Source organism: Enterococcus sp. AZ171 (genome assembly GCF_051714005.1).
Lineage (GTDB): Bacteria > Bacillota > Bacilli > Lactobacillales > Enterococcaceae > Enterococcus_B > Enterococcus_B pernyi.
In genome coordinates, this window is record NZ_JBIORA010000001.1 from 560,877 (window position 1) to 582,596 (window position 21,720).

General features: G+C 37.9%; 19 protein-coding genes. 15 read left to right on the forward strand and 4 right to left on the reverse strand.

Going from position 1 to position 21,720, the window contains the following annotated elements:
• Nucleotides 1–233: 233 nt before the first annotated feature.
• Both IGJ49_RS02645 and IGJ49_RS02650 read left to right on the forward strand, forming a co-directional pair.
• Nucleotides 234–2,063 (forward strand): glucose PTS transporter subunit IIA, encoded by a 1,830-nt coding sequence (locus IGJ49_RS02645; RefSeq protein WP_010736253.1) that lies wholly within the window; start codon nt 234–236, stop codon nt 2,061–2,063.
• Between the two features lie 413 nt (nt 2,064–2,476).
• Entirely contained in the window at nt 2,477–2,776 is a 300-nt protein-coding gene (locus IGJ49_RS02650) for a hypothetical protein (RefSeq protein ID WP_023519146.1), read from the forward strand.
• Between the two features lie 131 nt (nt 2,777–2,907).
• Here the strand turns inward: IGJ49_RS02650 and IGJ49_RS02655 are convergent, their stop codons facing one another.
• Nucleotides 2,908–3,156, reverse strand: coding sequence for a winged helix-turn-helix transcriptional regulator (locus tag IGJ49_RS02655; RefSeq protein WP_231867632.1), 249 nt, complete (start codon nt 3,154–3,156; stop codon nt 2,908–2,910).
• A gap of 312 nt (nt 3,157–3,468) precedes the next feature.
• Between IGJ49_RS02655 and IGJ49_RS02660 the strand changes: the two genes are divergently transcribed.
• The 3 genes from IGJ49_RS02660 to IGJ49_RS02670 all read left to right on the forward strand — a co-directional run bounded on the left by IGJ49_RS02660 (nt 3,469) and on the right by IGJ49_RS02670 (nt 6,411).
• Entirely contained in the window at nt 3,469–4,608 is a 1,140-nt protein-coding gene (locus IGJ49_RS02660; RefSeq protein WP_375152085.1) for an S-(hydroxymethyl)glutathione dehydrogenase/class III alcohol dehydrogenase, read from the forward strand.
• Nucleotides 4,589–5,431, forward strand: coding sequence for an S-formylglutathione hydrolase (gene fghA, locus IGJ49_RS02665; RefSeq protein WP_438722303.1), 843 nt, complete (start codon nt 4,589–4,591; stop codon nt 5,429–5,431). The genes IGJ49_RS02660 and fghA overlap by 20 nt, the downstream gene beginning before the upstream one ends.
• A gap of 383 nt (nt 5,432–5,814) precedes the next feature.
• Nucleotides 5,815–6,411 (forward strand): YitT family protein, encoded by a 597-nt coding sequence (locus IGJ49_RS02670; RefSeq protein WP_023519150.1) that lies wholly within the window; start codon nt 5,815–5,817, stop codon nt 6,409–6,411.
• A gap of 28 nt (nt 6,412–6,439) precedes the next feature.
• On the opposite strand, the gene IGJ49_RS02675 is transcribed toward IGJ49_RS02670, so the two are convergent.
• The gene (locus IGJ49_RS02675; RefSeq protein ID WP_375152086.1) at nt 6,440–6,697 is read right to left on the reverse strand and encodes a hypothetical protein; all 258 of its coding nucleotides are present in this window, start codon (nt 6,695–6,697) and stop codon (nt 6,440–6,442) included.
• A 216-nt stretch (nt 6,698–6,913) separates the two neighbouring features.
• On the reverse strand, nt 6,914–7,489 hold the full coding sequence (locus tag IGJ49_RS02680) for a hypothetical protein (protein WP_438722306.1): 576 nt from the start codon (nt 7,487–7,489) through the stop codon (nt 6,914–6,916).
• 1,083 nt (nt 7,490–8,572) lie between these two features.
• Here IGJ49_RS02680 and IGJ49_RS02685 point away from each other — a divergent pair.
• From IGJ49_RS02685 to IGJ49_RS02715, 7 genes are all read left to right on the forward strand, one after another.
• Nucleotides 8,573–10,048 (forward strand): helix-turn-helix domain-containing protein, encoded by a 1,476-nt coding sequence (locus tag IGJ49_RS02685; protein WP_438722308.1) that lies wholly within the window; start codon nt 8,573–8,575, stop codon nt 10,046–10,048.
• A 266-nt stretch (nt 10,049–10,314) separates the two neighbouring features.
• A complete protein-coding gene (locus IGJ49_RS02690) occupies nt 10,315–13,158 on the forward strand; it encodes a BspA family leucine-rich repeat surface protein (RefSeq protein WP_438722310.1) in 2,844 nt (947 codons plus the stop codon).
• 32 nt (nt 13,159–13,190) lie between these two features.
• Nucleotides 13,191–13,709 (forward strand): hypothetical protein, encoded by a 519-nt coding sequence (locus IGJ49_RS02695; protein WP_194179904.1) that lies wholly within the window; start codon nt 13,191–13,193, stop codon nt 13,707–13,709.
• A gap of 25 nt (nt 13,710–13,734) precedes the next feature.
• Complete coding sequence (locus IGJ49_RS02700; protein WP_194179903.1) at nt 13,735–14,292, forward strand: hypothetical protein; 558 nt, start codon at nt 13,735–13,737, stop codon at nt 14,290–14,292.
• A 40-nt stretch (nt 14,293–14,332) separates the two neighbouring features.
• Nucleotides 14,333–14,698: a hypothetical protein gene (locus IGJ49_RS02705; RefSeq protein ID WP_194179902.1), complete on the forward strand. Its 366-nt coding sequence runs from the start codon at nt 14,333–14,335 to the stop codon at nt 14,696–14,698.
• A 210-nt stretch (nt 14,699–14,908) separates the two neighbouring features.
• Nucleotides 14,909–16,054: a pectate lyase-like adhesive domain-containing protein gene (locus IGJ49_RS02710; RefSeq protein WP_349520826.1), complete on the forward strand. Its 1,146-nt coding sequence runs from the start codon at nt 14,909–14,911 to the stop codon at nt 16,052–16,054.
• Nucleotides 16,055–16,198: 144 nt separating this feature from the next.
• Nucleotides 16,199–17,362, forward strand: coding sequence for a hypothetical protein (locus IGJ49_RS02715; RefSeq protein WP_023519158.1), 1,164 nt, complete (start codon nt 16,199–16,201; stop codon nt 17,360–17,362).
• 216 nt (nt 17,363–17,578) lie between these two features.
• On the opposite strand, the gene IGJ49_RS02720 is transcribed toward IGJ49_RS02715, so the two are convergent.
• Nucleotides 17,579–19,096 (reverse strand): helix-turn-helix domain-containing protein, encoded by a 1,518-nt coding sequence (locus IGJ49_RS02720; protein WP_438722313.1) that lies wholly within the window; start codon nt 19,094–19,096, stop codon nt 17,579–17,581.
• Between the two features lie 265 nt (nt 19,097–19,361).
• On the opposite strand from IGJ49_RS02720, the gene IGJ49_RS02725 reads away from it, so the two are divergent.
• The 3 genes from IGJ49_RS02725 (at nt 19,362) to IGJ49_RS02735 (ending at nt 21,720) form a co-directional block, all read left to right on the forward strand.
• A complete protein-coding gene (locus IGJ49_RS02725) occupies nt 19,362–19,733 on the forward strand; it encodes a hypothetical protein (protein WP_023519160.1) in 372 nt (123 codons plus the stop codon).
• 22 nt (nt 19,734–19,755) lie between these two features.
• Nucleotides 19,756–20,559, forward strand: coding sequence for a WxL domain-containing protein (locus IGJ49_RS02730; protein ID WP_438722316.1), 804 nt, complete (start codon nt 19,756–19,758; stop codon nt 20,557–20,559).
• 75 nt (nt 20,560–20,634) lie between these two features.
• Nucleotides 20,635–21,720, forward strand: coding sequence for a DUF916 and DUF3324 domain-containing protein (locus tag IGJ49_RS02735; RefSeq protein ID WP_438722318.1), 1,086 nt, complete (start codon nt 20,635–20,637; stop codon nt 21,718–21,720).

Consider the following 21,720-nt stretch of genomic DNA (forward strand, 5'->3'; position numbering starts at 1 on the left):
CCTCATTGAAACATGGGGAAGAACATCCTGTCAATTTGGTCTAATAAAAACATCTAAACCGACTAAAAATCAGTCCAATTTTACGTTAGTATTTTTATAAACGTTGATATTAAAGCTTTTTCGTTGGTTATTTACTAAAAAGGACTGGTTTTACAAGTGGCGTTCCACATGCTACTATTTGGGTGAAAGCGGAAACAAGAATCATTGTTTGATGAGAATAAGGGGGAGAACATGTGAAGCATGAAGAAATAGCAAAACAAATCATACAACATGTGGGTGGAGCAAGTAATATCAACAACGCTTGGCATTGTATGACAAGATTACGGTTTGATTTAAAAGATGAGAAAAAAGTGGATTATGCTGCGTTGGAAAAAACACCGAAAGTGGTGGGGACAAAATATCAAAGTGAACAACTGCAAGTCGTGATCGGTACAGAAGTCGCTGACTATTTTGCACCAATTGCGAAAGAATTAGGGTTAGATGAAACAAGTGAACGAAGTGAAGGAGAGAAAAAAGGCGTCGTATCCTTATTTATGGATACTGTTTCCGGTGTATTTGGTCCGATCGTACCAGCAATTGCTGGGGCAGGAATGATCAAGGGTTTGATGGCCGGTTTAGTGGCATTGAATGTCATTTCGAACCAGACGGATACGTATTTGATCATTGATATGATTGCGAGTGGCGTATTTACTTTCTTGCCATTTTTCGTTGCTGCTTCTGCCGCTCGGATCTTCAAAACGAATCCATATTTAGCGATTGCGATCGCTGCAACTTTACAATTTCCCACCATGACGACAGCGGTTGCTGAAGGTTCGATCTCTGCTTTCCAACTGTTTGGTCTCATTCCAGTTCCTGTCTTTAATTATGCAGGAACAGTTATCCCGATCATTTTTGCGGTATTGGCACTCAGCTACATTTATCGTTGGGTGGATAAGTTGTTGCCACAAGTGTTACGAACGGTTTTCACACCAACCATTTCCCTGTTTGTTGCAGGATTGTTGACACTCACAGTGATCGGCCCGATCAGTATTCATTTAGGTAACCTCTTAGCAGCTGGTGTGGCATGGTTATTCTCAATCTCACCAGTGTTAGCTGGTATCGTGGTCGGTGCGATCCGTCCAATTGCAATCTTTACTGGGTTGCACCATGCGATGACCCCAATTGCCTTACAAAATTTTGCGAATCAAGGCTATGACATGTTGATGCCGATGATGTTCATGGCGAACATGGCGATCACTGGTGCGACAGCGGCAATTTATCTCAAGGTAAAATCAAAAGAAGAAAAGTCATTGGTACTATCTTCTGCTGTTTCTGGTCTATTAGGAATCACTGAACCAGCGCTATTTGGGATCTTATCAAAATACAAGAAGGCGTTTATGGCGGCTACAATCGGTAGCTCGATCGCTTCAGCGTTTATCAGTTTCTTCGGTGTTCGGATCTACGGCTATATTTTATCAAGTATTTTTAGCTTACCAGCTTATATCGGTCAGTATTTTGTTTTTGCGGTACTTGGGATAGTGATCGCTTTGGTTTCCTCATTCGCCATCACTTATTTCTTAGTACCAAACGAACAAGCTGAAGATACTGAGTACACGAACGAAGTGAATCTACACGCTGTAGCTAAAGGAGAATATATTCCTTTAGAAGATGTGCCTGATGAAGTTTTTTCAACGAAAATGATGGGGGATGGTTTTGCAATCGAGTCAATCGATGGCGCCATCTTTGCACCGGTCAGCGGAAAAGTCACTACGATTTTCCCTTCCAAACATGCGTTAGGAATTAAAACTAGTAATGGCGTCGAAGTATTAGTCCATATGGGAATTGATACTGTCAACTTGAATGGGGCAGGATTCGATGTACTTGTAAAGGTCGGTGATCAGGTAACCGTTGACACTAAAATTGCTCAAATGGATTTGCCTTATATCCATAGTCAAGGGAAAAAGAGCATGGTCATCGTTGTGATCACGAACATGGATCGTGTGTCGAAATTCTCCGGGGAACGAAACCTAGAAGGGCAGCACCAAGCTGGAGCGCTCTTGGAACGTGCCTTGTTGAATGGGTAAAATGAAAATAGCATGATCAAGAGAACATACGCCATCTTCAAAGATTGGCGTATGTTTTTTTGTTGGTAACCTTATTTTTTTGTTTATTTAGTTATCTATATTTTTGTTTAAAGTTATTTAATTTATCGAGTGAAACATGAATAGATTTTATGCGATTCCATGATTTGCTAGGTGTTAGGGGACTTTGATAATACTGGTTTATCAGCTGGTTTTCATTGTTTTATGAGGGCTAGTGGTTTTTAATGCAGTGGGGAATGGTATGGTGGATAGGCGAAAGAGGGGAAATATAAAAAAGATTCATTCAGTGTGTGGAATTCTTCGGGTTGTTTTATTTGATGTTTTTTTTAAAAATAAATTATCCTTATTTTAAGAAGCGGTAAGCGCTTTCGATGTAAGCTTAGTAGGCGATAGATATGACTGATTTAGCTGGAGGAATCACTATTCCAGACGCACCAACGATTACTGATGAACACAAGAAGCTGGTAGAAGAAGCACGCAAAACGTTAGATGACAGTAGTGAGGCTATACCATTTGCGCTATTAGGAACACAAGTAGTTGCTGGGACAAACTATTGGATCTTGTGCAAAGTCAACATGTTTGGCCCCACACAGAGCAAAAAATTAGTGACTTACAAAATCAACAAAAATCCACAAGATGAAGTGACGCTTTTGGAAGCGGAAACATTCGAGTTTTTGATTGACCCAACTTTTTAAAATACTTCCCCACTTTCCCATACGGTCGATAAGAGAAGATGTTCATTCTACTATCAACTATATGGGATTTTTATTATCTCAAGAACTGTCTTTACTGTGATAGAAAAACCATCTTTCCATCATTTACAGAATCAATCCGCTATATCCGTTGAAAGATCAGCAACGACTTCATAATAATGATCGCCCCAATCGCAGATATGTTGGACGATCGTTGAGAGTTCGCGCCCGATCTCGGTCAATTGATACTCTACTTTTGGCGGGACTACGGGATAGACTTTACGTGTGAGTAAATGATCGCTTTCTAATTCTCTTAATTGGAGAATCAACATTCGCTGGTTGATGTCTGGTAACATTTTTTCAATCTCACTTAATCGTAAAATCGGTTGTTGTAAAAAACATCAAATCAAGACGATCTTGTATTTTCCACTCAGGACGTGCATGGCTAAATCTTTCGTATTGGTAAACTCTTTTTCATGGTATTGATACATAAAGAACCTCACTTTGATTTATTTATTCGACAGCAATAGTTGCTATTATACAAATCTTACCAATGGAAGTAAAGAAATTGAGGATACTGACAAGTTTGTCAGTTTTGTTTCTCAACACAGCCTATGATACGATGAAGTGGAAAGATTGCGGATTCGCTCGCTAACTAAGAACCAGACGAGCGGAATAAGAAAGAAGGAAGAAAAATGAAAAGTAGAGCTGCCGTAGCATTTGAACCAGGAAAACCGTTAGAAATCGTTGAAATCGATGTTGCTGATCCGAAACCGACGGAAGTCATGGTAAAAATTTTGTACACTTCTGTCTGTCATACAGATGCGTTTACCTTATCAGGGGAAGATCCAGAAGGAGTTTTTCCTGCGGTCTTAGGTCATGAAGGCGCCGGTATCGTTGTCAAAGTTGGTGATGACGTGTCATCTGTTGAAGTGGGGGACCATGTGATTCCGTTGTATACCCCAGAATGTGGGAAGTGTGAGTTTTGCTTGTCAGGAAAAACCAATCTATGCTCTGCTGTCCGTGAAACGCAGGGAAAAGGTCTAATGCCAGATGGTACGACACGTTTTTCTTACAAAGGCGAGCCGATTTATCACTATATGGGTACGAGTACGTTTAGTGAGTATACTGTCGTCAATGAAATCAATTTGGTGAAAATCACAGAGGATGCTCCTCTAGATACCGTTCCACTATTAGGGTGTGGCGTAACGACAGGGTTAGGTGCTGTTGAAAACACGGCAAAAGTTGAAGAAGGTGCTGCCACAGCTGTTTTTGGACTAGGAGCGATTGGTTTAGCAGTAATCCAAGGCTTGAAAAAAGCTAATGCTAAACGAATCATTGCAATCGATATGAACCCTGAAAAATGGCCGTTAGCTAAAAAAATGGGCGCAACGGATTTTGTTGATCCTAAAACACACGATCGTCCAATCCAAGAAGTCATCGTAGAAATGACCCAAGGTGGCGTAGATTATAGTTTTGAGTGTATTGGCAATGTGGAAGTGATGCGTTCCGCGCTTGAAGCATGTCACAAAGGCTGGGGCGAAAGCATCATTATCGGTGTAGCCGGAGCTGGAAAAGAAATCCACACGCGTCCGTTCCAACTAGTGACTGGTCGTGTCTGGCGTGGTTCGGCTTTTGGCGGTGTCAAAGGGCGAAGCCAATTGCCATGTATGGTGGAAGATTACTTGAACGGTGGAATTGATTTAGATTCATTCATCACCCATCGTTTAGATTTTACACAAATCAATGAATCACTTGAGCTGTTGCATCGTGGAGAATCCATTCGTACTATGCTCACTTATGGAGGTGATACTGATGGAACTACAGAAAATTGAAACACATCGGTCGTTTGGCGGGCAACAAATCAAATATCGTCACCTGTCAGAAACGCTACATTGTGAGATGACATTCAGCGTGTATCTACCAGAAACCACTGTTGAAAATCAAGAAATCCCACTCATTTGGTGGTTAGCTGGTTTAACAAGTACAGATGATAATTTTAGTATCAAAGGTGGATTCCAACGCTATGCAGCAGAACAGCAAATCGCCTTCGTCATGCCGGACACATCGCCTCGGGGGGATGTTGCTGACAGTGAAGATTGGGATCTCGGTCAAGGGGCTGGCTTTTACTTGAATGCAACACAAGAACCTTGGAAGAAAGACTTCCAAATGTACGACTATCTTACGAAAGAGCTGACTGAGATCATCTACTCCTTGATCCCAAATCTTTCTGGAAAAGAAAGTATCATGGGTCATTCCATGGGTGGGCATGGTTCGTTAGTGATCGGTCTGAAAAATCCAGCACGCTTTGCTTCGATCTCTGCTTTTGCACCAATTTCGAACCCCTCAAACGTACCATGGGGACAAAAAGCATTCACCGCTTATCTAGGTCCTGACCAAGCGACATGGAGTGAATGGGATGCCACTGAGCTGATCAAAAAAGAAACAACCAGTCAACCGCCTATCCTGATCACACAAGGGACGGCTGATCTATTCTACGAAGTCCAGCTCACTGAAGAAGCTTTTTTATCAGCAGCAGAATCAGTGAAACACGAAGTTTTCTACCGAAAAGAAGAAGGCTATGATCATAGCTACTTCACCATTGCTACATTTGTAGAACAACATATTGCTTTTCATGCGAGCTATTTGAAACAGTGAAAAGACCATTGTAAGAGATGGAATGTGAGTCAGACAAACGAGCAACTAACTGGAAAATCAGAAGAAGACAGAACGATGCAACTATAAGTAATAAGCAGTGAAACCTGAAATTTTTTTTGAGAGATACCTCTTTAGTTTGACTAGATCATGCACAGAGCCACGAAAGCCAATTAGTGAAAGGAGTTCTGCCGGATACTAGTTTCAATTGTTTATAGCGGTGTAATTCTGTGAGTCAAAATTAAAAAATAAAATTAACAGGTTTACTTTTTAGAATAGATGTGTTAACTTAATTAAAGTTTCGGAGGATCCAAAGGGATTAGATAAGAATATTCTTATCTAATCCCTTTTTGTGTTCTTGCATTAAAAAATATTAGGAGGCGCATATGAAAAATCTATTCAAATATTTAACGATTACTTTGGGGCTGTGGATACTATCAATTAGTATCAATATGTTTTTTGGCCCACATTATATTGCTGCTGGAGGAACGAGTGGTCTAGGAATATTACTTGAATACCTTGTTCAAGTAAATCGTTCACTCGTCGTGCTAGCATTAAATTCAGTTATGTTGCTATTAGCAATCATTTATTTAGGTAAACAAGTATTTATGAAAGTTTTATATGGCAGCTTAGTTCTACCGTTATTGTTAACTTATGTACCTAAAATAATGTTTACTGAAAATAAAATTTTATCGATCGTTTTGGGGAGTCTAATTTTTTCTGTAGGTATGTCCATTGTTTATTCACAAAATTCTTCTAGTGGAGGAACGTCCATTCCACCGATAATTTTAAAAAAATATTTCAATATAAAACTCTCTACAGGCTTGTTTTTCATAGATGGTATAGTCATACTGCTAAATTGGAGTATTTTTGGTTTTGACCAATTTTTACTTGCCTTGACTTCAAATATTCTAGTTTTTCTAACGATGAACCTATTCTCTAAGATATCCTATAAATCTATTGAGAATAGACAAACTTCTTAGAGGTGAATAATTTAGTTATTATTGGAGTTTAGGAGATACTGTAACGCTCTTTGATAATTTCTAGTGGATCACCGAAGCGTTCAGCGATTTCCGGAAGGCTCAATCCTTGCGCATATAGACGATTGAAGACACCTTGAATGCTTTCTGAAACTTCAACGATATGTTTATCGTAGTCGTAAAAACGAAACACTTTTTGTCCCCAGTCATAGGTCAATGTATCGTGGATCACTTCGATTTCTGAATCAGAAGTTGTAAGTAAAAAGCCTTTCCACTTGATTTTATTCATGATTTCATCTCCCTGAACTTGATCGAGCAACTATAGCATGAGAATTTTAGACTGTATTGTAAATACACGACATCTCACTTTGCTCACGACGTATCATCTAATCCAAAGGTTGTGCTTTGAACTCTTTACAAAGCTGGACAAATTCGAGTGGTGTAAAGCCGATATGTTTTTTTTAATCTTTGATCAAGTGAGACTGATCGTAGTAATGCAACGCAATTAACTTTTTTCACTAGCGTGAGGATCGGTTAGTATTTTCAAGCAGTACTGAAAACGCAATGTAAGCAACATCAGTTGCGGTGAAATGCCATAATACTTCTTAAATAACTGTTGGCATTGCCGTGTGCCTACAACTAAATCCTGACACAAATCTTGAATTGTAGAAGCAGGGATTTGGCTAAATCGATCAATCAATTTGATAAACTGGTTTGGTGTATGTCCTTCAATCAATTGATGGAGGTAATCAATAAAATATTCTTTTTGTTGAGAATAGGATAGGGAGAAGAAATAGTCGAGGTTGAAAGGCATCTTAAACTCACTAATTGCTATAGAAATCATACTCTGTTTTACTGATACCTGAAAATTCGATGATTGCTTTTTGAAATCAATGAAAAGATCGATACACCCATCTGGAATGATCAAATCATTCACTTCGTAGGAATCCTGAGTCAAGGATTGGTGTTCCCATAGACAAATCACAAAGTCTTGTAATGAGGGAATGACAATTGCTGGATACTTGAAATATTTCTGATAGATTGGGTTGACGATATAGGGTACTTGAATTGGAGAATACATGGATCACCTACTTGTTTATGGTTCTGTTCCTTTCTATCAATTATAGCATGTTGATGAGATGTATCTGTCTATATCACTAAAGTAAGTACGCAATTGGGATTGTCGGTGATAGTGTCAGCGTATCTAGGCGAAATGAAAAAAGGCGTTGGATTGCTATTTGTCGCTAAATAGGATGCTGGTGTGAAAAAATCAAAGAGATAAGCAGAGATCTGTTAATTGGTAGAGGGGTAAATGAGTGGATTGGCTAAGGGAAAAAATATGTATGCTCAAGCTAGACAGTAAAAACCTAGGATAGATACCACAGTGATCGCTGGTTCTTATCCTAGGTTTTTGACTATTCTGACTGGTTATAAGGTTACGCATTTACCGTTCTGATTTCTCATCTTCTATTCCATAGGTAAGTGATTGTTAAAGTGAATAAAATAGTCGTTGTTAATGTTAACAGTATTGGTGAAAGAGAAAACTCTCCACGTTGATCCCAATAAATTATTTAATTGGATATGAACAAAATATTCAACATGTATTTCTTCTACGTATTATCTGACGAAGGAGAAAGACATGTTTTTTTATTTATTGGATTTGTTTTGTAGGATACTAGAGCAAGGAAGACAAAAAACGATAATAGCAAATGGATTTTAAGGGAGATCAAGAACTTGAGTTTATGGATAATAAGCAAGAATACATGAACAAATTGTTATAAATAAGTTGGTTCTATGTAAGGTGTATCAGCTTTTTTTGATCATACATGGTTAATAACTAATAAGAGTGGTCAGTTAGCAAAAATAGTCCTTTTTATTTAAAGAATGACTTTGTTGGTAATGCTGTTTATAACAGTAGGATTCATTTGGAATCCTGAAAAAAATATAAAAATGGGTACAAATGATCATTTAGAAAGCGTTGTGTAACTATTGAATAAATCATAACTACCATAAGGTTAAGAAGCAAAATAGAACGTTAAAATCTGTCACTTTTACGTTCGTTTTTTCTTTCAAGGAGAAACAATATAGTTTATCATTCCGATTGGTTGTGTTATTTATATGTAAGTATAAAGAAAAGTGTTCATTTAAAAAATGAGGTGGAAAATTGAAAGACTTACAATTGGCATTTATCAGTAATCGAACGACGAGTCGTTTGTTTCGAATATTGAGTATGATTGAACGAAGACGATTGTTTACGATTGGAGAATTGGCCGAAAAACTGCAAGTGACAGAACGAACGATTGCCAATGATATCAAGTACATCAAAGACTATTTTGATGATTGTATCAGTTTAGATTCAGGAAATAGTGGAATCTTTTTTGAAGAAAAAAAAGCTTCGATGTATCAAGAAAAAAAGCAGAAATTACTTGAGAATGAGTGTCTATTTGAAATCATCGGGAATATTTTTTTAGGAGAATTATCAACAATCGATGAACTTGCCCATCACTATCATTTTTCAGAGAGTACCTTTCGCCGGCTATTGAATCGAACAACCACAGTATTGAAGAGCTATGGACTGCAGTGGGCATCCAACCCGTTGTCGATTGAAGGAAGAGAAGCTAATTTGCGAAAATTCTTCAAAGATTTTTATTATGAAGGAGTAGAAACGCCCTATACGCTTGTTCCTGATATTGAATTACATGAATTGGTTTTAAAAAAATTAAGCAATAAATTGGGCCAAGATGAGGTTGGATCTGGAACTACGCCAGCAGCCTTTTATTATACTTTTTATATCGCAATCAAACGTGCAGGACTGGGTTTTTCTATAGAGATTCCAAGAAAATTAGCGAAATTAGCATACAAAGCAAAGAATTTTTCTCTCCTTCATTCTTTGAAAGATGACATCAAGAAACTTTATAAGGTCGAATTATCAAAAGAAGAATTCGCTTGGATTTATTTAGTCACTGTCTGTAAACGTACCCTAGATCATGAAGAATCAGAGAAAAAGTTTTATAAAGATTTTCATGAAGGCACAGAAATTTCTCAACTCACGAATCAATATTTAAAGGAATTTGATTTCCCTAAAAATATTGATCAAAAAATCACAACATTCTTACGCTCGTTTTTTCTATCTAGAAAAATAAATGATTTGTTATCACCTGTGTTAAATAAAGAGGCGATAGAGATAAAAAAAGCAGTCATACGCTCAGATAATGAGAATTATCAGCGGAATTTAGGTTTTTTAAAAAAAGAAAGGAAAAGCTACTCTATTTCTTCAAAATACATGGAAGATATAAGTGTGAGTTTAACGATTTATAGTAATTTGATTTTCGATTTTTATTTACCAAGTAAAACAATTTACTTTCTTCTGGAAGGGGATCATTTTGTTTGTCAACAAATTATAACTCGTGTACGTCAACAATTTGGGAGTAAACATACATTAGTTTTTTTGCCACTTTATTATCTAGCAGAAGAAGTATTGAACGCCGCACATATTGATTTAATTGTGACAAACTACAATCGCTATCTTTTAGATTACATCATTGAGACCGATTTTCTTTTGTTAAAAGCTGTTCCAGATGAACATGATTGGAAACGATTAGAAAGAAAAATAAATCCTTATCGTAAAACTTATAATTAATATTTTTCCACAGTTGCTAATAAAAATAGCGACTGTTTTTTTTCATCTATTTCAGACGTTAATGAAATAGATGATTTTATTTCATTAAAAAATCAATGTAATCTTAGTGAAGTAATAAACATGCAAATTGACTTACAGAATTTTTGAAAAAAGAGTTATCTTCGAGCCCACAAAAAATGACAGTTGATAAAAAGAATGTCTAAACTTTGTTCGCTATAAGTTTCTAATAAGAATAATACAGTAGGTCAAATACTAGGAGGAGTGGTATGAACATAAATAAAATTAGCCGAATCATTGGAAAGTTATTGTTGATCATGATTTTGCTTTTACCCCAGCTCCCATTTCAACTAACCTATGCACATGATTATTCAAGCTCTTCTGATAATCATGAAGTAGCAGCAATTACGGAATATCCAGAAAAGCAAGAAGAATCGGGAAAAAAAGAAAGTGAAGAGGTAAGTAATCGTGCTACTGAATATCGTTTAGAATTAGTTGCAAGCCCTCCCGCTGGAGGCAATCCTGGACGAACTGATTCAGGATCGAGTGTGGTATGGCTTCCGGTAGGAGGAAATTTAGGGAATATGAGGGCATTCCCTAACCCAGGATACCGATTTTTACATTGGGAAGTCGTTTCAGGTCCGATATTTATATTTGATTCAAATAGCGAAGATCTTAGTGTAAACCAAAGGGAAGCTGGAAACTCTGTGATTCGTGCAGTTTTTGAACCAGTTCAAGGTGGAAATATTACTGTAAAGCATGAAGATGAGGAAGGAAATCAATTAGCTAATCCTAGCGTGCTGACTGGATTAGTTGATCAAACCTACACAACCGAAGCGTTAAGCATTAGTGGTTGGCAATTGAGTAAGACTCCCGAAAATGCCTCTGGGACTTTTAGAGTAGAAGAACAAACGGTTGTCTATACTTATGAGCCTGAACAGAATCTATGGGGAACGGTCCCTTGGTCGTATGAGGAAGGAACGGAAACAATCACATTATATGGTGGGGAAGCTGGCGAAGTAGCAGACGCTCCGTGGAAAGTATACTCTTCTGTAAAAGAGATTATAGTTGAAGAAACGGTTGTCTTACCTGAAATATCAACTAGGTTATTTAGCGGATTGACAAATTTAGAAGTGATAGAAAATGCTGGAAATTTGGACGTTTCAAATGTAACAATGATGGAGCAAATGTTTTCATACGCAAGCTCTTTAAAATCAGTAGATGTCAGTCAATGGGATACTTCTCAAGTAACGAGTATGGGTTGGATGTTTAATCAAACATACTCGTTACAGGCCTTAGATGTCAGTCAATGGGATACTTCTCAAGTAACGTCTATGCGCACTATGTTTCAAAATTCACATGAACTTAAAGAACTAGATGTCAGCAACTGGAACACTTCCAAGGTTACGAATATGAGTTTTATGTTTAATCAAACATACTCATTACAGTCCTTAGATGTTAGTCAATGGGATACTTCTCAAGTAACGAGTATGAATGGTGTGTTTCAAAATTCACGTGAACTTAAAGAACTAGACGTCAGTAACTGGAATACTTCCAAGGTTACGAGTATGAGTTGGATGTTTAATCAAACACACTCGTTACAGGTGTTAGATGTCAGTCAATGGGATACTTCTCAAGTAACGTCTATGCGCACTATGTTTCAAAATTCACGTGAACTTAAAGAACTAGACGTCAGCAACTGGGATACTTCCAAGGTCACGGATATGGGTTGGATGTTTAATCAAACACACTCGTTACAGGCCTTAGATGTTAGTCAATGGAATACTTCTCGAGTAACAAAAATGAACCATATGTTTTTTGGGACAAATAATTTGAAGAGGATTAGCCTAGGTGAAAAATCAATTTTTGATTCTTCAGTAAATTTGCCAAATAGACAACAAGATAACCTATACACGAGCAGATGGGTCTTAGAAGAAAGTTTGACTAGTGGATCTGGGGTTATAGCATTTGAGAATTCAACAGACTTTATGACTAATTATGACGGCTCCAATCCAGGTACGTATATCTGGGAGCCAGTTCCTCCTGAACAACTCATTGCCAAATTTGACCCTGTGAGTGACCAATCTGTAGCGATTCATGGTCATGCCACAGAATCAGTTGACCATTTGACGATTACCTATAAAAACACAGAAGGAAGTACAGTAGTTCTTGAAAAAGATTCTCCTCGCATCGTCTGGGGAGAGTATCAAGATACCCAGGAGAAGGTTCGCTCGTTCCAAATCAATTTGACAGAAAATGAACGGCTTGAAACGGGGTCAACGGTCGAAATCAAACTGTCCAAACCTTCAGGAGACACAACTGGTGATGTAGCAGAAGAGCAAACAGTCATCAAAGGGATTGATTATCGGAGCAATAACTTTACGTTAGATCGTTCTAAGCTCAATGAGTTAGCTACTGTCGAAGCATTACATGCGCTTATTCTTCAAGAAAGTCGTGCACAAGCAAAAAATATCTTATCTGAAGAAGACATGACCAATGATTTTCGCATCGTTGAGACCGATCTTTCGTTAGATAGCGAAGAAGACGGAAGTTACTACGCGATTCTTGAAGTCGGCAATAAAGCGTATCAGATGACGATCGGTATCGATCTGACCTCAAAAGTTGAACATTTGCGGGTAACGATTCCTGTCAAAATGATTTTTGAATCATTGTATGACGAAAAAGAATCAAACCGCCAGTTTGAGAGCCAAACCTATGAGATCCACAACCAATCTTCGGTAGCTATTGATACGTATATCAACCAAGTTGCTATTGATGATTCTGCTGGAATCGTTCTTTTAAAAAAAGGGGAAGATCCACTGGATTATGCAGAAAGTGCAGTGGAAGATCCTAGTTATGAGGATATTACGAAGCCGTTGTTGCGCTTGCATCTCCAAACGCAAGAGACTAAAAAACAGTTATACGCAACGATGTCAGAGCAACATTTGATTCGTTTATCTGAAGGAGATCGTACCCCCCTTTCCTTATCGGGAGAATTTTATGGGAATTATCCACGGTGGGTTGATAACCCTGATATTGAGCAAGGAGGCTATTACGAGCACATGCTCGTGCCTAATTATCGAATCGTGTTACGATTCGTCCCACGAACTTAAAGAAAAAAATAGTTAACAAGGAGGTGAAGCCATTGGAGGAAACGAACCAAGCACAAAATAAAAATAAGCGTAAATGGCTCTTGTGGTTTTTGCTATTTTCTTTGATTGCCGGTGGTCTCGCCTATTATTTCAATCAACCAAAAGATCACGTTCCATTGGTCAGTGCGGATCTTTTACCAGCGGTCAGCGATGCCTCTGATCAACAATTGGCGGATCGAGCGCAAGAAGTAGCCGATGCCAATTATTTTACATTACAAATCAATCCAGAAGCCGTCTTTGAGAACGGACAGAGTGAAGGATCGATCGAGATTGTCAATCCTGGAACGAATGTTTATCCGATCGCAGTAGATATTTCTTTAATGTCTAGTGACGAGCTGATTTATTCTTCTGGTGCCATCTATCCGAACCAATTCGTAGAAAATGTAAAATTGGAAAAACAACTAGCTAAAGGGGAGTATCCCGCTAAAGCCACCGTTAATATTTATGACCCTGAAACAAAAGAAAAACAAGGGGTCACTGAGGCGGAAGTAATGATTATCGTTAAAAACTAAAAAAAAAGAAAATGAGGGAATTTAGATGAAAAAAATAGTAGCAGCACTTCTAAGTACAGCAACAATCGCAGGGATTATGGCAACTGGGACAATCGCTAGAGCGGAGCAAGTGATTGACGGGCGTGAAGGAGAGACGTCAGGAGACGTTCTTGTACGGGGGATCATCGGTGAATTCGATAATACGACACCTGGACCAAATCCTGAGGATTTGGATCAATGGATCAATGTGACGATTCCAACAACCGCCTTATTTTACACAACAAAAGCCTCAAATCATACCACAATTACGTCACCTGAACACACGATTACGAATAATTCTGCTGTTGGCGTGATTGCTTCCGTTTCTGGCGTAGATACACCAACGAATATGGCTGAAGTAGACTCATTGAAAGTGAATACGATTGATTTGTTTGAAGATGGCAAGCCAACAGAAACGGTAGCTGAACTTTTCAGACTCCAAGGAAATCAAGGGACGAATGAAGGAAAATTTACTTTCACTGGTAAAGTCACGCCGGTCAATGCCTCAGCAGAGTTAAACCCAACATTTAAATTAGTTTTGAGTTTCTCTCCTAATGTAGCGTAAAAAAGAATCACTTAAATCCCAAAAAGAATGGATCAATCGTATGCAAAGAAGAATGAAGTTGTTCTATATCACGGGACTATTCTTTATTATCGCTAATGGATTGCTTACTGAGGTAGTTGGTGCAGATACGACAACGGGACAAATCACTGTCACTGGACGAATTGGAGAAGACACTAGCACAGAAAAAAGTGGAACGATCAATGGATCACATGGAAACGAGGACAAGAAGCACACCCTTGTCGCTGATATTTCCGAACTAAAACAAGGGAAGCTACCAAAAACAAACGCTTTGAGCGGTCAGTGTTTCTTGTGGCTTGGCTATTTACTCGTTACCGCCTGGCTTGTTATTTCGACTAGAAAGAATCATCGCTCAGGTAACAAACGTCCGAAAAAGAATAGTTACTAAAAACAAAATAATAAAGAAGAAACAAACCAATAGGTCTCCGTCATTGAAAGGGGCTTATTGGTTTGTTCGTTTCATGGTGGATGTATATGCCGAATGAGCACAACTTCTAGTTGTAAAAACAGAAAAATTCTTGCTTTGCAGAAAAAACATTTTTGATATTCCATTTTGCTTTCAGGTATGATCGCTTTATAAAAGGAAGGCGTGTTAGATATGAAAAAAATTATGCAGCTCAATTTGGTATTTTTTTTAGGAGGAATAATAGGCTTACTCTTTGTACGTTCAACAACAAGTGGAGCGACAATGCATGATTTCCAAACAAATCTTGGAATCGGAGTGAAAGAATCGGTCAATGGGATTTTGCTGGAAGATGGTGAATCATTAGCCGATAACGTCCATCATTTTATCAGTGAAGATGGGGCGTACTATGTCGTAAACAAGGAAAATCGTAAAACAGTGGAGGTAAGAACGTGGTACCAATTTCGAAATGCTATCAATGATCAAAATGTCAGCGTTATCAATGTGTCAGCTAGCTTCAATACGACCTTTCATTCGTTGGATACGATTGATCGCCCATTGACGATCAATTTTATCAATGCTGCTCGTATAGATTTAGAAAATAATCATGCACTCAAGCTGGCAAAGCATTCTACTTTAGAAATCAAAGCGAACGCCAAGTCGCCCATATTTGTTAGTCAAAATCAATTAAAGCAACCATTTATCCAAAGTTCTTATGGGAGTACGATTCGTCTAGAAGGTGAGGTGGTCATCGGAGATGGTTCAACTGAACTGAGAGAGCAACCTTTTATTCGAACAGAAGGATTGATCGAGGTTCCGTCTGGCTCCAATGTAAGGATACATGAAGCAATCGAAGCAAATGATTTATTTGTGATCAACTATGGTCGTTTAGAATTACGCGCACATGAAATCACCCCCATAAAAATGGGGATCAATGGGACGATTAGAGTCGGTGAATTTTCTTCGTTAAAAGTGACGCATGGGGGGAGTCATTCAGTGATCAAAATGACTGGCGGGGAGATTTTTTTTGATAATCCGTACAGTATACATTTAAAACAGACTGGCTTCGGCGGGCTTGTCGCTCCATTGATCGATTCTTCTGCCGTACTCATGGAAATCAATGCCGTGAGAAACGCTTTTTGGGAGAATTATAATATGAGTTTTCGTCCCACCCATGTTTGGAATAGTCAATTACAGACACGACTGGGTGGCCCCCATGGTTCGCAAGTTCTTCGTTCAAATTCAGTTAGTTTTGAAAATCATTTTTTAGGATTTGATTCTTATCGAGAATATACTGCTGGAATGGAGATGTCATTATTTCCTGATACATTCCCGGAGTAACATGATTGAAGTAGAAATCACAACAGCTTTTGAAGAACCTTGAAAGAATCAATTAAAAAATTTCGTATAGTCACGAAAAAACACTTTTGATTCAATGTGAGTTCTTCGTTAATCTTAAATTATCAAATGAATGGAGGAAAGAAAATGAAACGAATGACTCTGATGAGTACCTTATTATTAAGTGGTATGCTCCTTGCTGGCCCAATTTCAGTAACGAATGTCGCTGCAAGTGAAATCGTACCAGAAGCACAATTATTGACAGAAGGCGAAACTGCTGGTGGTGTTTTTCTGAAAGATGGGGAAACATTATCAATGTATGGGGAAACATTTACAAATGATGAGGACGTGGAATTTTTTGTAGATGATCAAAATCGCACAACTGCATCCGTAAGAACATGGTCTGGATTTAGAAGTGCCATCAATAATTCAAATGTGTCAGTAATCAATGTCACTTCAAGTTTCAATAGCGCTTTAACTAGTCTAAACACAGTCAATCGAGCGGTGACAATCAATTTCCTCAATAATTCGACTATCAATATGAATAATAATCATTCCCTACATGTAGGGTTTGGTGGACATGTTCATTTTAACTCTAGCTCGAATCGACCAATTGTTACAAACGGAAACCAAGTCAGACAACCATTTATACAAGGTGTCTCTGGTTCAACAGTAAGTTTTTCTGGGAATACGTTGGTTGTTGGGAATGAACAAACAAGACAGAGACAACAACCATTTATCCGAACAGATGGTCTAGTGCAAATCGACTCTGGCTCCCAAGTGATCATGAATGAAGCCATCGTGGCGAATCAATTGAATGTGATCAACAACGGTAGTTTGACTGTCAATTCGAATATTTTATCACCTGTACAAATTTCAACAAATGGTCGGATGTATGTGGGGGAATTCTCAACATTTAAAGCAGATCATACTGGTGGAGAGCCAGTAGTAAAAGTCCTTGGATCTGGACATTTAACAATTGATAATCCTTACCAAATCCATTTAAGACAAACGGGTTCTGCCGCTTATTCTAGTCCATTGATCCATACGTTAGGAACAAATATCCAGATCAATGCCGTTCGAAATGCTTTCTGGGCGAATAATAATTTTGGACCAACACCGACTCATGCTTGGACAGCTCATCTACAAACACAGTTAAGTGGTGCAAATGGGAGTCAAGTGGTTTCTTCGAACATCAATAGCTTTACACAGAATTTCTTAGGGTTCAATGGTTATCGAGAGTATACTGCTGGAAGTGCTAGTCAGCTGTACCCAGATACATTTCCCTCAACTGAATCAATGAACGACTAACGTTATCACGTTTTTACTCCCTCAAAGATTATTTCAATTTGAGGGAGTTTTTTTGTCTTAAAAATCGTTACATATTTGCAAATCTAAACAACAAGCATTTCATGATACAGGTGCTGATAAAATAATCGTAAGCCAAGGTTAGGAGTAATCGTAGACATAGTTAAAATCTGCTTAGCAAAGACCCATTCGAAAGGCCATTGGAGTATGGTGGATTTATCATTCGCATATGGATGAGGGAAAGCTCGTTTTGTCAGCTAAAAAATATTGATTGATGATTTTCGGATTGATTTTTTCGAGCAAGCGATTCCAATCAGAAGCAGAAGGAATAGACCGAAAAAGAATACATTCTGTTACTTCTTGGAATTCTTCTACATGTTCAGGATGATTAGTGATCAAAAAATCAATCTTGTTTTTAAGAAGATAGTTCTTGTTTACTTCACTAGCGTTTGGATAGAACACACATTGATATTCCATAAAATATTTATTCGATATGGCTTCAATGAACTGTATGACATGATTATTGCCTTCAAAAAGAAAGGCAATATTTTTTTTGTTTTTCCAGTAGCGTTCTCGAATGGTTTCAACGTAGATCACTAGGCTAGAAGCGAAATCTACTAAAAAGTCATGAGAGTATAGCGAATGATAAGCCGAGCTGTTTTCTAGAAAATATTGGTACTTACGACACTCATTCGGGAAGATTTTTTTAATAAATCGATTGATATCTTGCGTATTTCGATTAGCAGAAATGCACAAATATTCTTTCAGTTTCGCGGTTGTAAAAAAAGATTCTAAAAAGATCAGATTGACGAGCTTATTTTCATCGCTACAGTCTAATATCTCTAGAAACTCTTTTGCAAGTCGTTTGCTTTCTGGCCACTGATTGTATGTTGAACAAAATTGTTTTTCAACAATGATATCACTCATTTTTCTCTGTGTAATAATGCTACAGAATAAGAAAATCAGTTCATCTTCAGGCAAACGGATGCCGTAATATTTTTCAATTACGTCATTTATTTTTTCGGCATGTACTTGTTGCATCCGATCAGTCAGGACACAGCGTAAGTGGTTATTTATGTTCACAGTATTTCCCTGCATGAATCGCTCAACCGAGATATAAAGTAAGTAAGTGTATAAGAAAAATGAGGTATTTCGATAGAAGTCATTCTTATACAGACAACTGATTTCATTCACCGCTTGCTGAGCGGAAACAGAAGGGAAGATGGTGTGCGGAGTGATTTCAGATTCATAAAAGAACGTGCAAAAAAAATGTCGTATATCTGCTTCTTGACCAATGATATTTACGGGATCATGCGTGATATCCAAATCAAAATGAACTAACTGTGATTGGATTTTTTTGAGGTATTTCAAGAGGGTCGTTTTAGAGAGATGTAACTGATCGGACCAATCGTCAAGGGTATATAATTCAGCAAAAAAAATTTTCTCAAGAATTAAAAAAAGTGGCTCGTTCTCAAGTAAAGCAGTTTTTTTCTCTTCGTAAGTAACTAATTTTAATTGTTTGAATACATACCCCTGATGGGTAGATTCAATCGTGATCGAATCTTCAAAATAATCTCGGATCTGACAGATATCTTTACCAATTGTTCTAGAAGTGCTCTCAGTAAGTATTGCTAAGTCATTCGCGTTGCAACAAGCATTCTTTTCAAATTCATTGAGGATTTGAAGCCATCGTATCAGTGGTTTATTGGTAATGAAATTCAGTTGGAATGTTTTCAATGTACCCACCTCTCATAGATCAGTTTAGTTTAGGGTAGTTGATTCTTTGTTTTAGGTGTAGCTAATTTTAAGTAAATTATATCTATTAAGTATAATTAGTAAATAGTAATAATTTCAGAGTATGGTGAAAAACGCTAATTGCGAAAGAATGCGTGTGTTGTTTAAAGTATATAATGTACTCTTCTAAAAAACAAACTTGAGTCATAAAAATGTTATTTAGAAGAAAATAAATGTAGTTACCTAGAATAGGAGGAATGAAATAAATGTGAAAAAGAAGCCTTGGTATTTGTTATGGACCATTTTATTGTTTCTTGGGATGCTTCATCAACCAGTTCAAGTCTTTGCGGCAGAAGGCTCCTCTGTAGAAACGAATAAGAATGTAGGGTTTTACGGAGAAATCGATTATGAAGGGGACCCTAAACCACAACCACCTTCTGAAGAGCAGGCGCAACCCTCAGATAGAGACGAATATGTACAGGTAAATGGACAATTACCAAAATTAAATCAAGTGATACCAAGTTACGGGTTGCTGGGTCTACTAATTCTTTTATGGGTCATTCGAACTTGGTTAAAACGAAGAGATAAGAAAATAAACGAGCAAGTCGCACTATCAAGTAGATGTTTTACAAAAAAATAAAACAAATAGGGAGAACGAATAAATGAAAGCATTAAAACTAGTATCAATGTCAGTGTTATTAGCAAGTCTAGCAACAGGAAGTATGGTTGTTCATGCAGACAATACAGATCAGGATGGAACACTAAAAACGAATGGACAGATTCAATATCGTGAAGCGGATGAGGACAACGGTGAAACAATTGATCCAAACCCGGGACCAGAAGAAGTCATCGTACCTCCTACTCAAGATGGTGCTTTTGCAATTGCATATGTTGGTGATTATGATTTTGGTTTACGTCAAAATTCAGCATTAGATCAATCTTATCCAGCTGCCGCTTGGTGGTTTGACATCAATGAAGAATCAACTGATTTTCCTAATCCTGATATGAATAGCCCATGGGTCAATGAAGCGACAAAACAAGCTGCACGTGCACAATTTGCTCAAGTACGTGACTTACGTGAAGACCTAACAGGTTGGAACCTGGCATTGAAACAAGAAGCACAATTTACGAATGGGGAAAGAAGCTTAAATGGTGCTCAAGTCAAGTTTGCGAATGGGACAGCTCAAAATACAAGTGACGAATTACCAACGATAAATTCAGGTTTCACGTTGATTCCGGAAAATAGCCGCGTGATCATGACTGCCGGAAGCAACATAGGCTATGGACTAAGTACTGCCATGTGGGGAGATAAAACCAACTTAGTGCAAGACAGTGAAGTAGATGGAGGATTGGCTAATCCTTCTGTACAATTAAGTGTACCTGGCACAACACGTACAGATGCTAATTCCAAATATACGACTAATTTATTATGGACATTGTCTGCAACACCGGCAAATATCAATTAACTAGCTAGAGATTTGAAAGGTTGATAAAAAACAACGATGCAGTCAGCATCGTTGTTTTTTAGAAAGGAGATAACTATGCCTTTATTTAACAAGTTTACAGCATCTTTTCTGGTTATGCTTTATGTAATGATCGGGTTTGTTGGTTTTTCTCAAGAGGTATTTGCCAATGGTGAACTAAATTTTAGTGTTCGCACAATTACGCCTGAAAGTCAATTTGGGGATGATAAAGGCTACTTTGATGTGGAATTGCAACCAGGAGAAACAGAAGAACTCACGTTAGTGGTGAAAAATGTTAGAAATATCCCGATCGATCTCTCGATCACAGCTCATACTGCCTACACAAATATCAATGGTGTGGTTGAATATGGCGGAGAAACTGACCAGCCCGATCCTACATTAAAAGTGGAAATGAAGGACTTACTGGATGTCGAAGATGAACCCATTCGTTTAGAAGCAGGAGAGGAAAAACGGATCGTTACAACCCTCACTATGCCTCAGGATGAGGTAGAAGGATTATTAGCCGGTGGCTTACAACTAAGCGAAGTGACACAAGAAGAAGAGGAAGAGGATTCTGAGGATAAAGGAATGCAGATCATCAATTCTTTTTCTTATGTAATTGGTGTCGTAGCGAGTAATGATCGTACACAAACGATTGTTCCAGAATTGGCGCTTTTAGATGTATTTGCGGATCAAATAAATTATAGAAACGCCTTTAGTGCGACGATTCAGAATTTCTTACCTACTTTTGTGAATGAACTAAGTGTGGAAGCCTCGATACGTAGAGAAGGATCTGATACGATTTTATATCGAGCATCAGAGGAGATGATGCAAATGGCACCTAACTCCAATTTTAATTTTCCAATCTCACTCAATGGCGAATGTTTTAGAAGCGGGACATATGTGCTGAATATGACGGCTCGCTCTGGCGAACATGAATGGACTTGGGAAGAAACTTTTGATGTGACAGCAGACGAAGCAAGACGCTTGAACCAATCAGATGTTTCCGTTAAAGATACCAACTGGTGGTTGATTGCAGCAATCGTTCTAATCGTAATCATTATTAGTGTACTCGCCTATACGACATACAAAAATAAGAAAAAAGCAAAACTAATGCAAGAAAAATACATGGATACACTTTCAGAAAATAAAACAGATGACTAG

Coding starts and splice junctions, on each gene's coding strand:
- IGJ49_RS02650 (WP_023519146.1), top strand. CDS start 2,477: ATGACTGATTTAGCTGGAGGAATCACTATTCCAGACGCACCAACGATT.
- IGJ49_RS02660 (WP_375152085.1), top strand. CDS start 3,469: ATGAAAAGTAGAGCTGCCGTAGCATTTGAACCAGGAAAACCGTTAGAA.
- fghA (WP_438722303.1), top strand. CDS start 4,589: ATGGAACTACAGAAAATTGAAACACATCGGTCGTTTGGCGGGCAACAA.
- IGJ49_RS02670 (WP_023519150.1), top strand. CDS start 5,815: ATGAAAAATCTATTCAAATATTTAACGATTACTTTGGGGCTGTGGATA.
- IGJ49_RS02675 (WP_375152086.1), bottom strand. CDS start 6,697: ATGAATAAAATCAAGTGGAAAGGCTTTTTACTTACAACTTCTGATTCA.
- IGJ49_RS02680 (WP_438722306.1), bottom strand. CDS start 7,489: ATGTATTCTCCAATTCAAGTACCCTATATCGTCAACCCAATCTATCAG.
- IGJ49_RS02690 (WP_438722310.1), top strand. CDS start 10,315: ATGAACATAAATAAAATTAGCCGAATCATTGGAAAGTTATTGTTGATC.
- IGJ49_RS02700 (WP_194179903.1), top strand. CDS start 13,735: ATGAAAAAAATAGTAGCAGCACTTCTAAGTACAGCAACAATCGCAGGG.
- IGJ49_RS02705 (WP_194179902.1), top strand. CDS start 14,333: ATGCAAAGAAGAATGAAGTTGTTCTATATCACGGGACTATTCTTTATT.
- IGJ49_RS02710 (WP_349520826.1), top strand. CDS start 14,909: ATGAAAAAAATTATGCAGCTCAATTTGGTATTTTTTTTAGGAGGAATA.
- IGJ49_RS02715 (WP_023519158.1), top strand. CDS start 16,199: ATGAAACGAATGACTCTGATGAGTACCTTATTATTAAGTGGTATGCTC.
- IGJ49_RS02730 (WP_438722316.1), top strand. CDS start 19,756: ATGAAAGCATTAAAACTAGTATCAATGTCAGTGTTATTAGCAAGTCTA.
- IGJ49_RS02735 (WP_438722318.1), top strand. CDS start 20,635: ATGCCTTTATTTAACAAGTTTACAGCATCTTTTCTGGTTATGCTTTAT.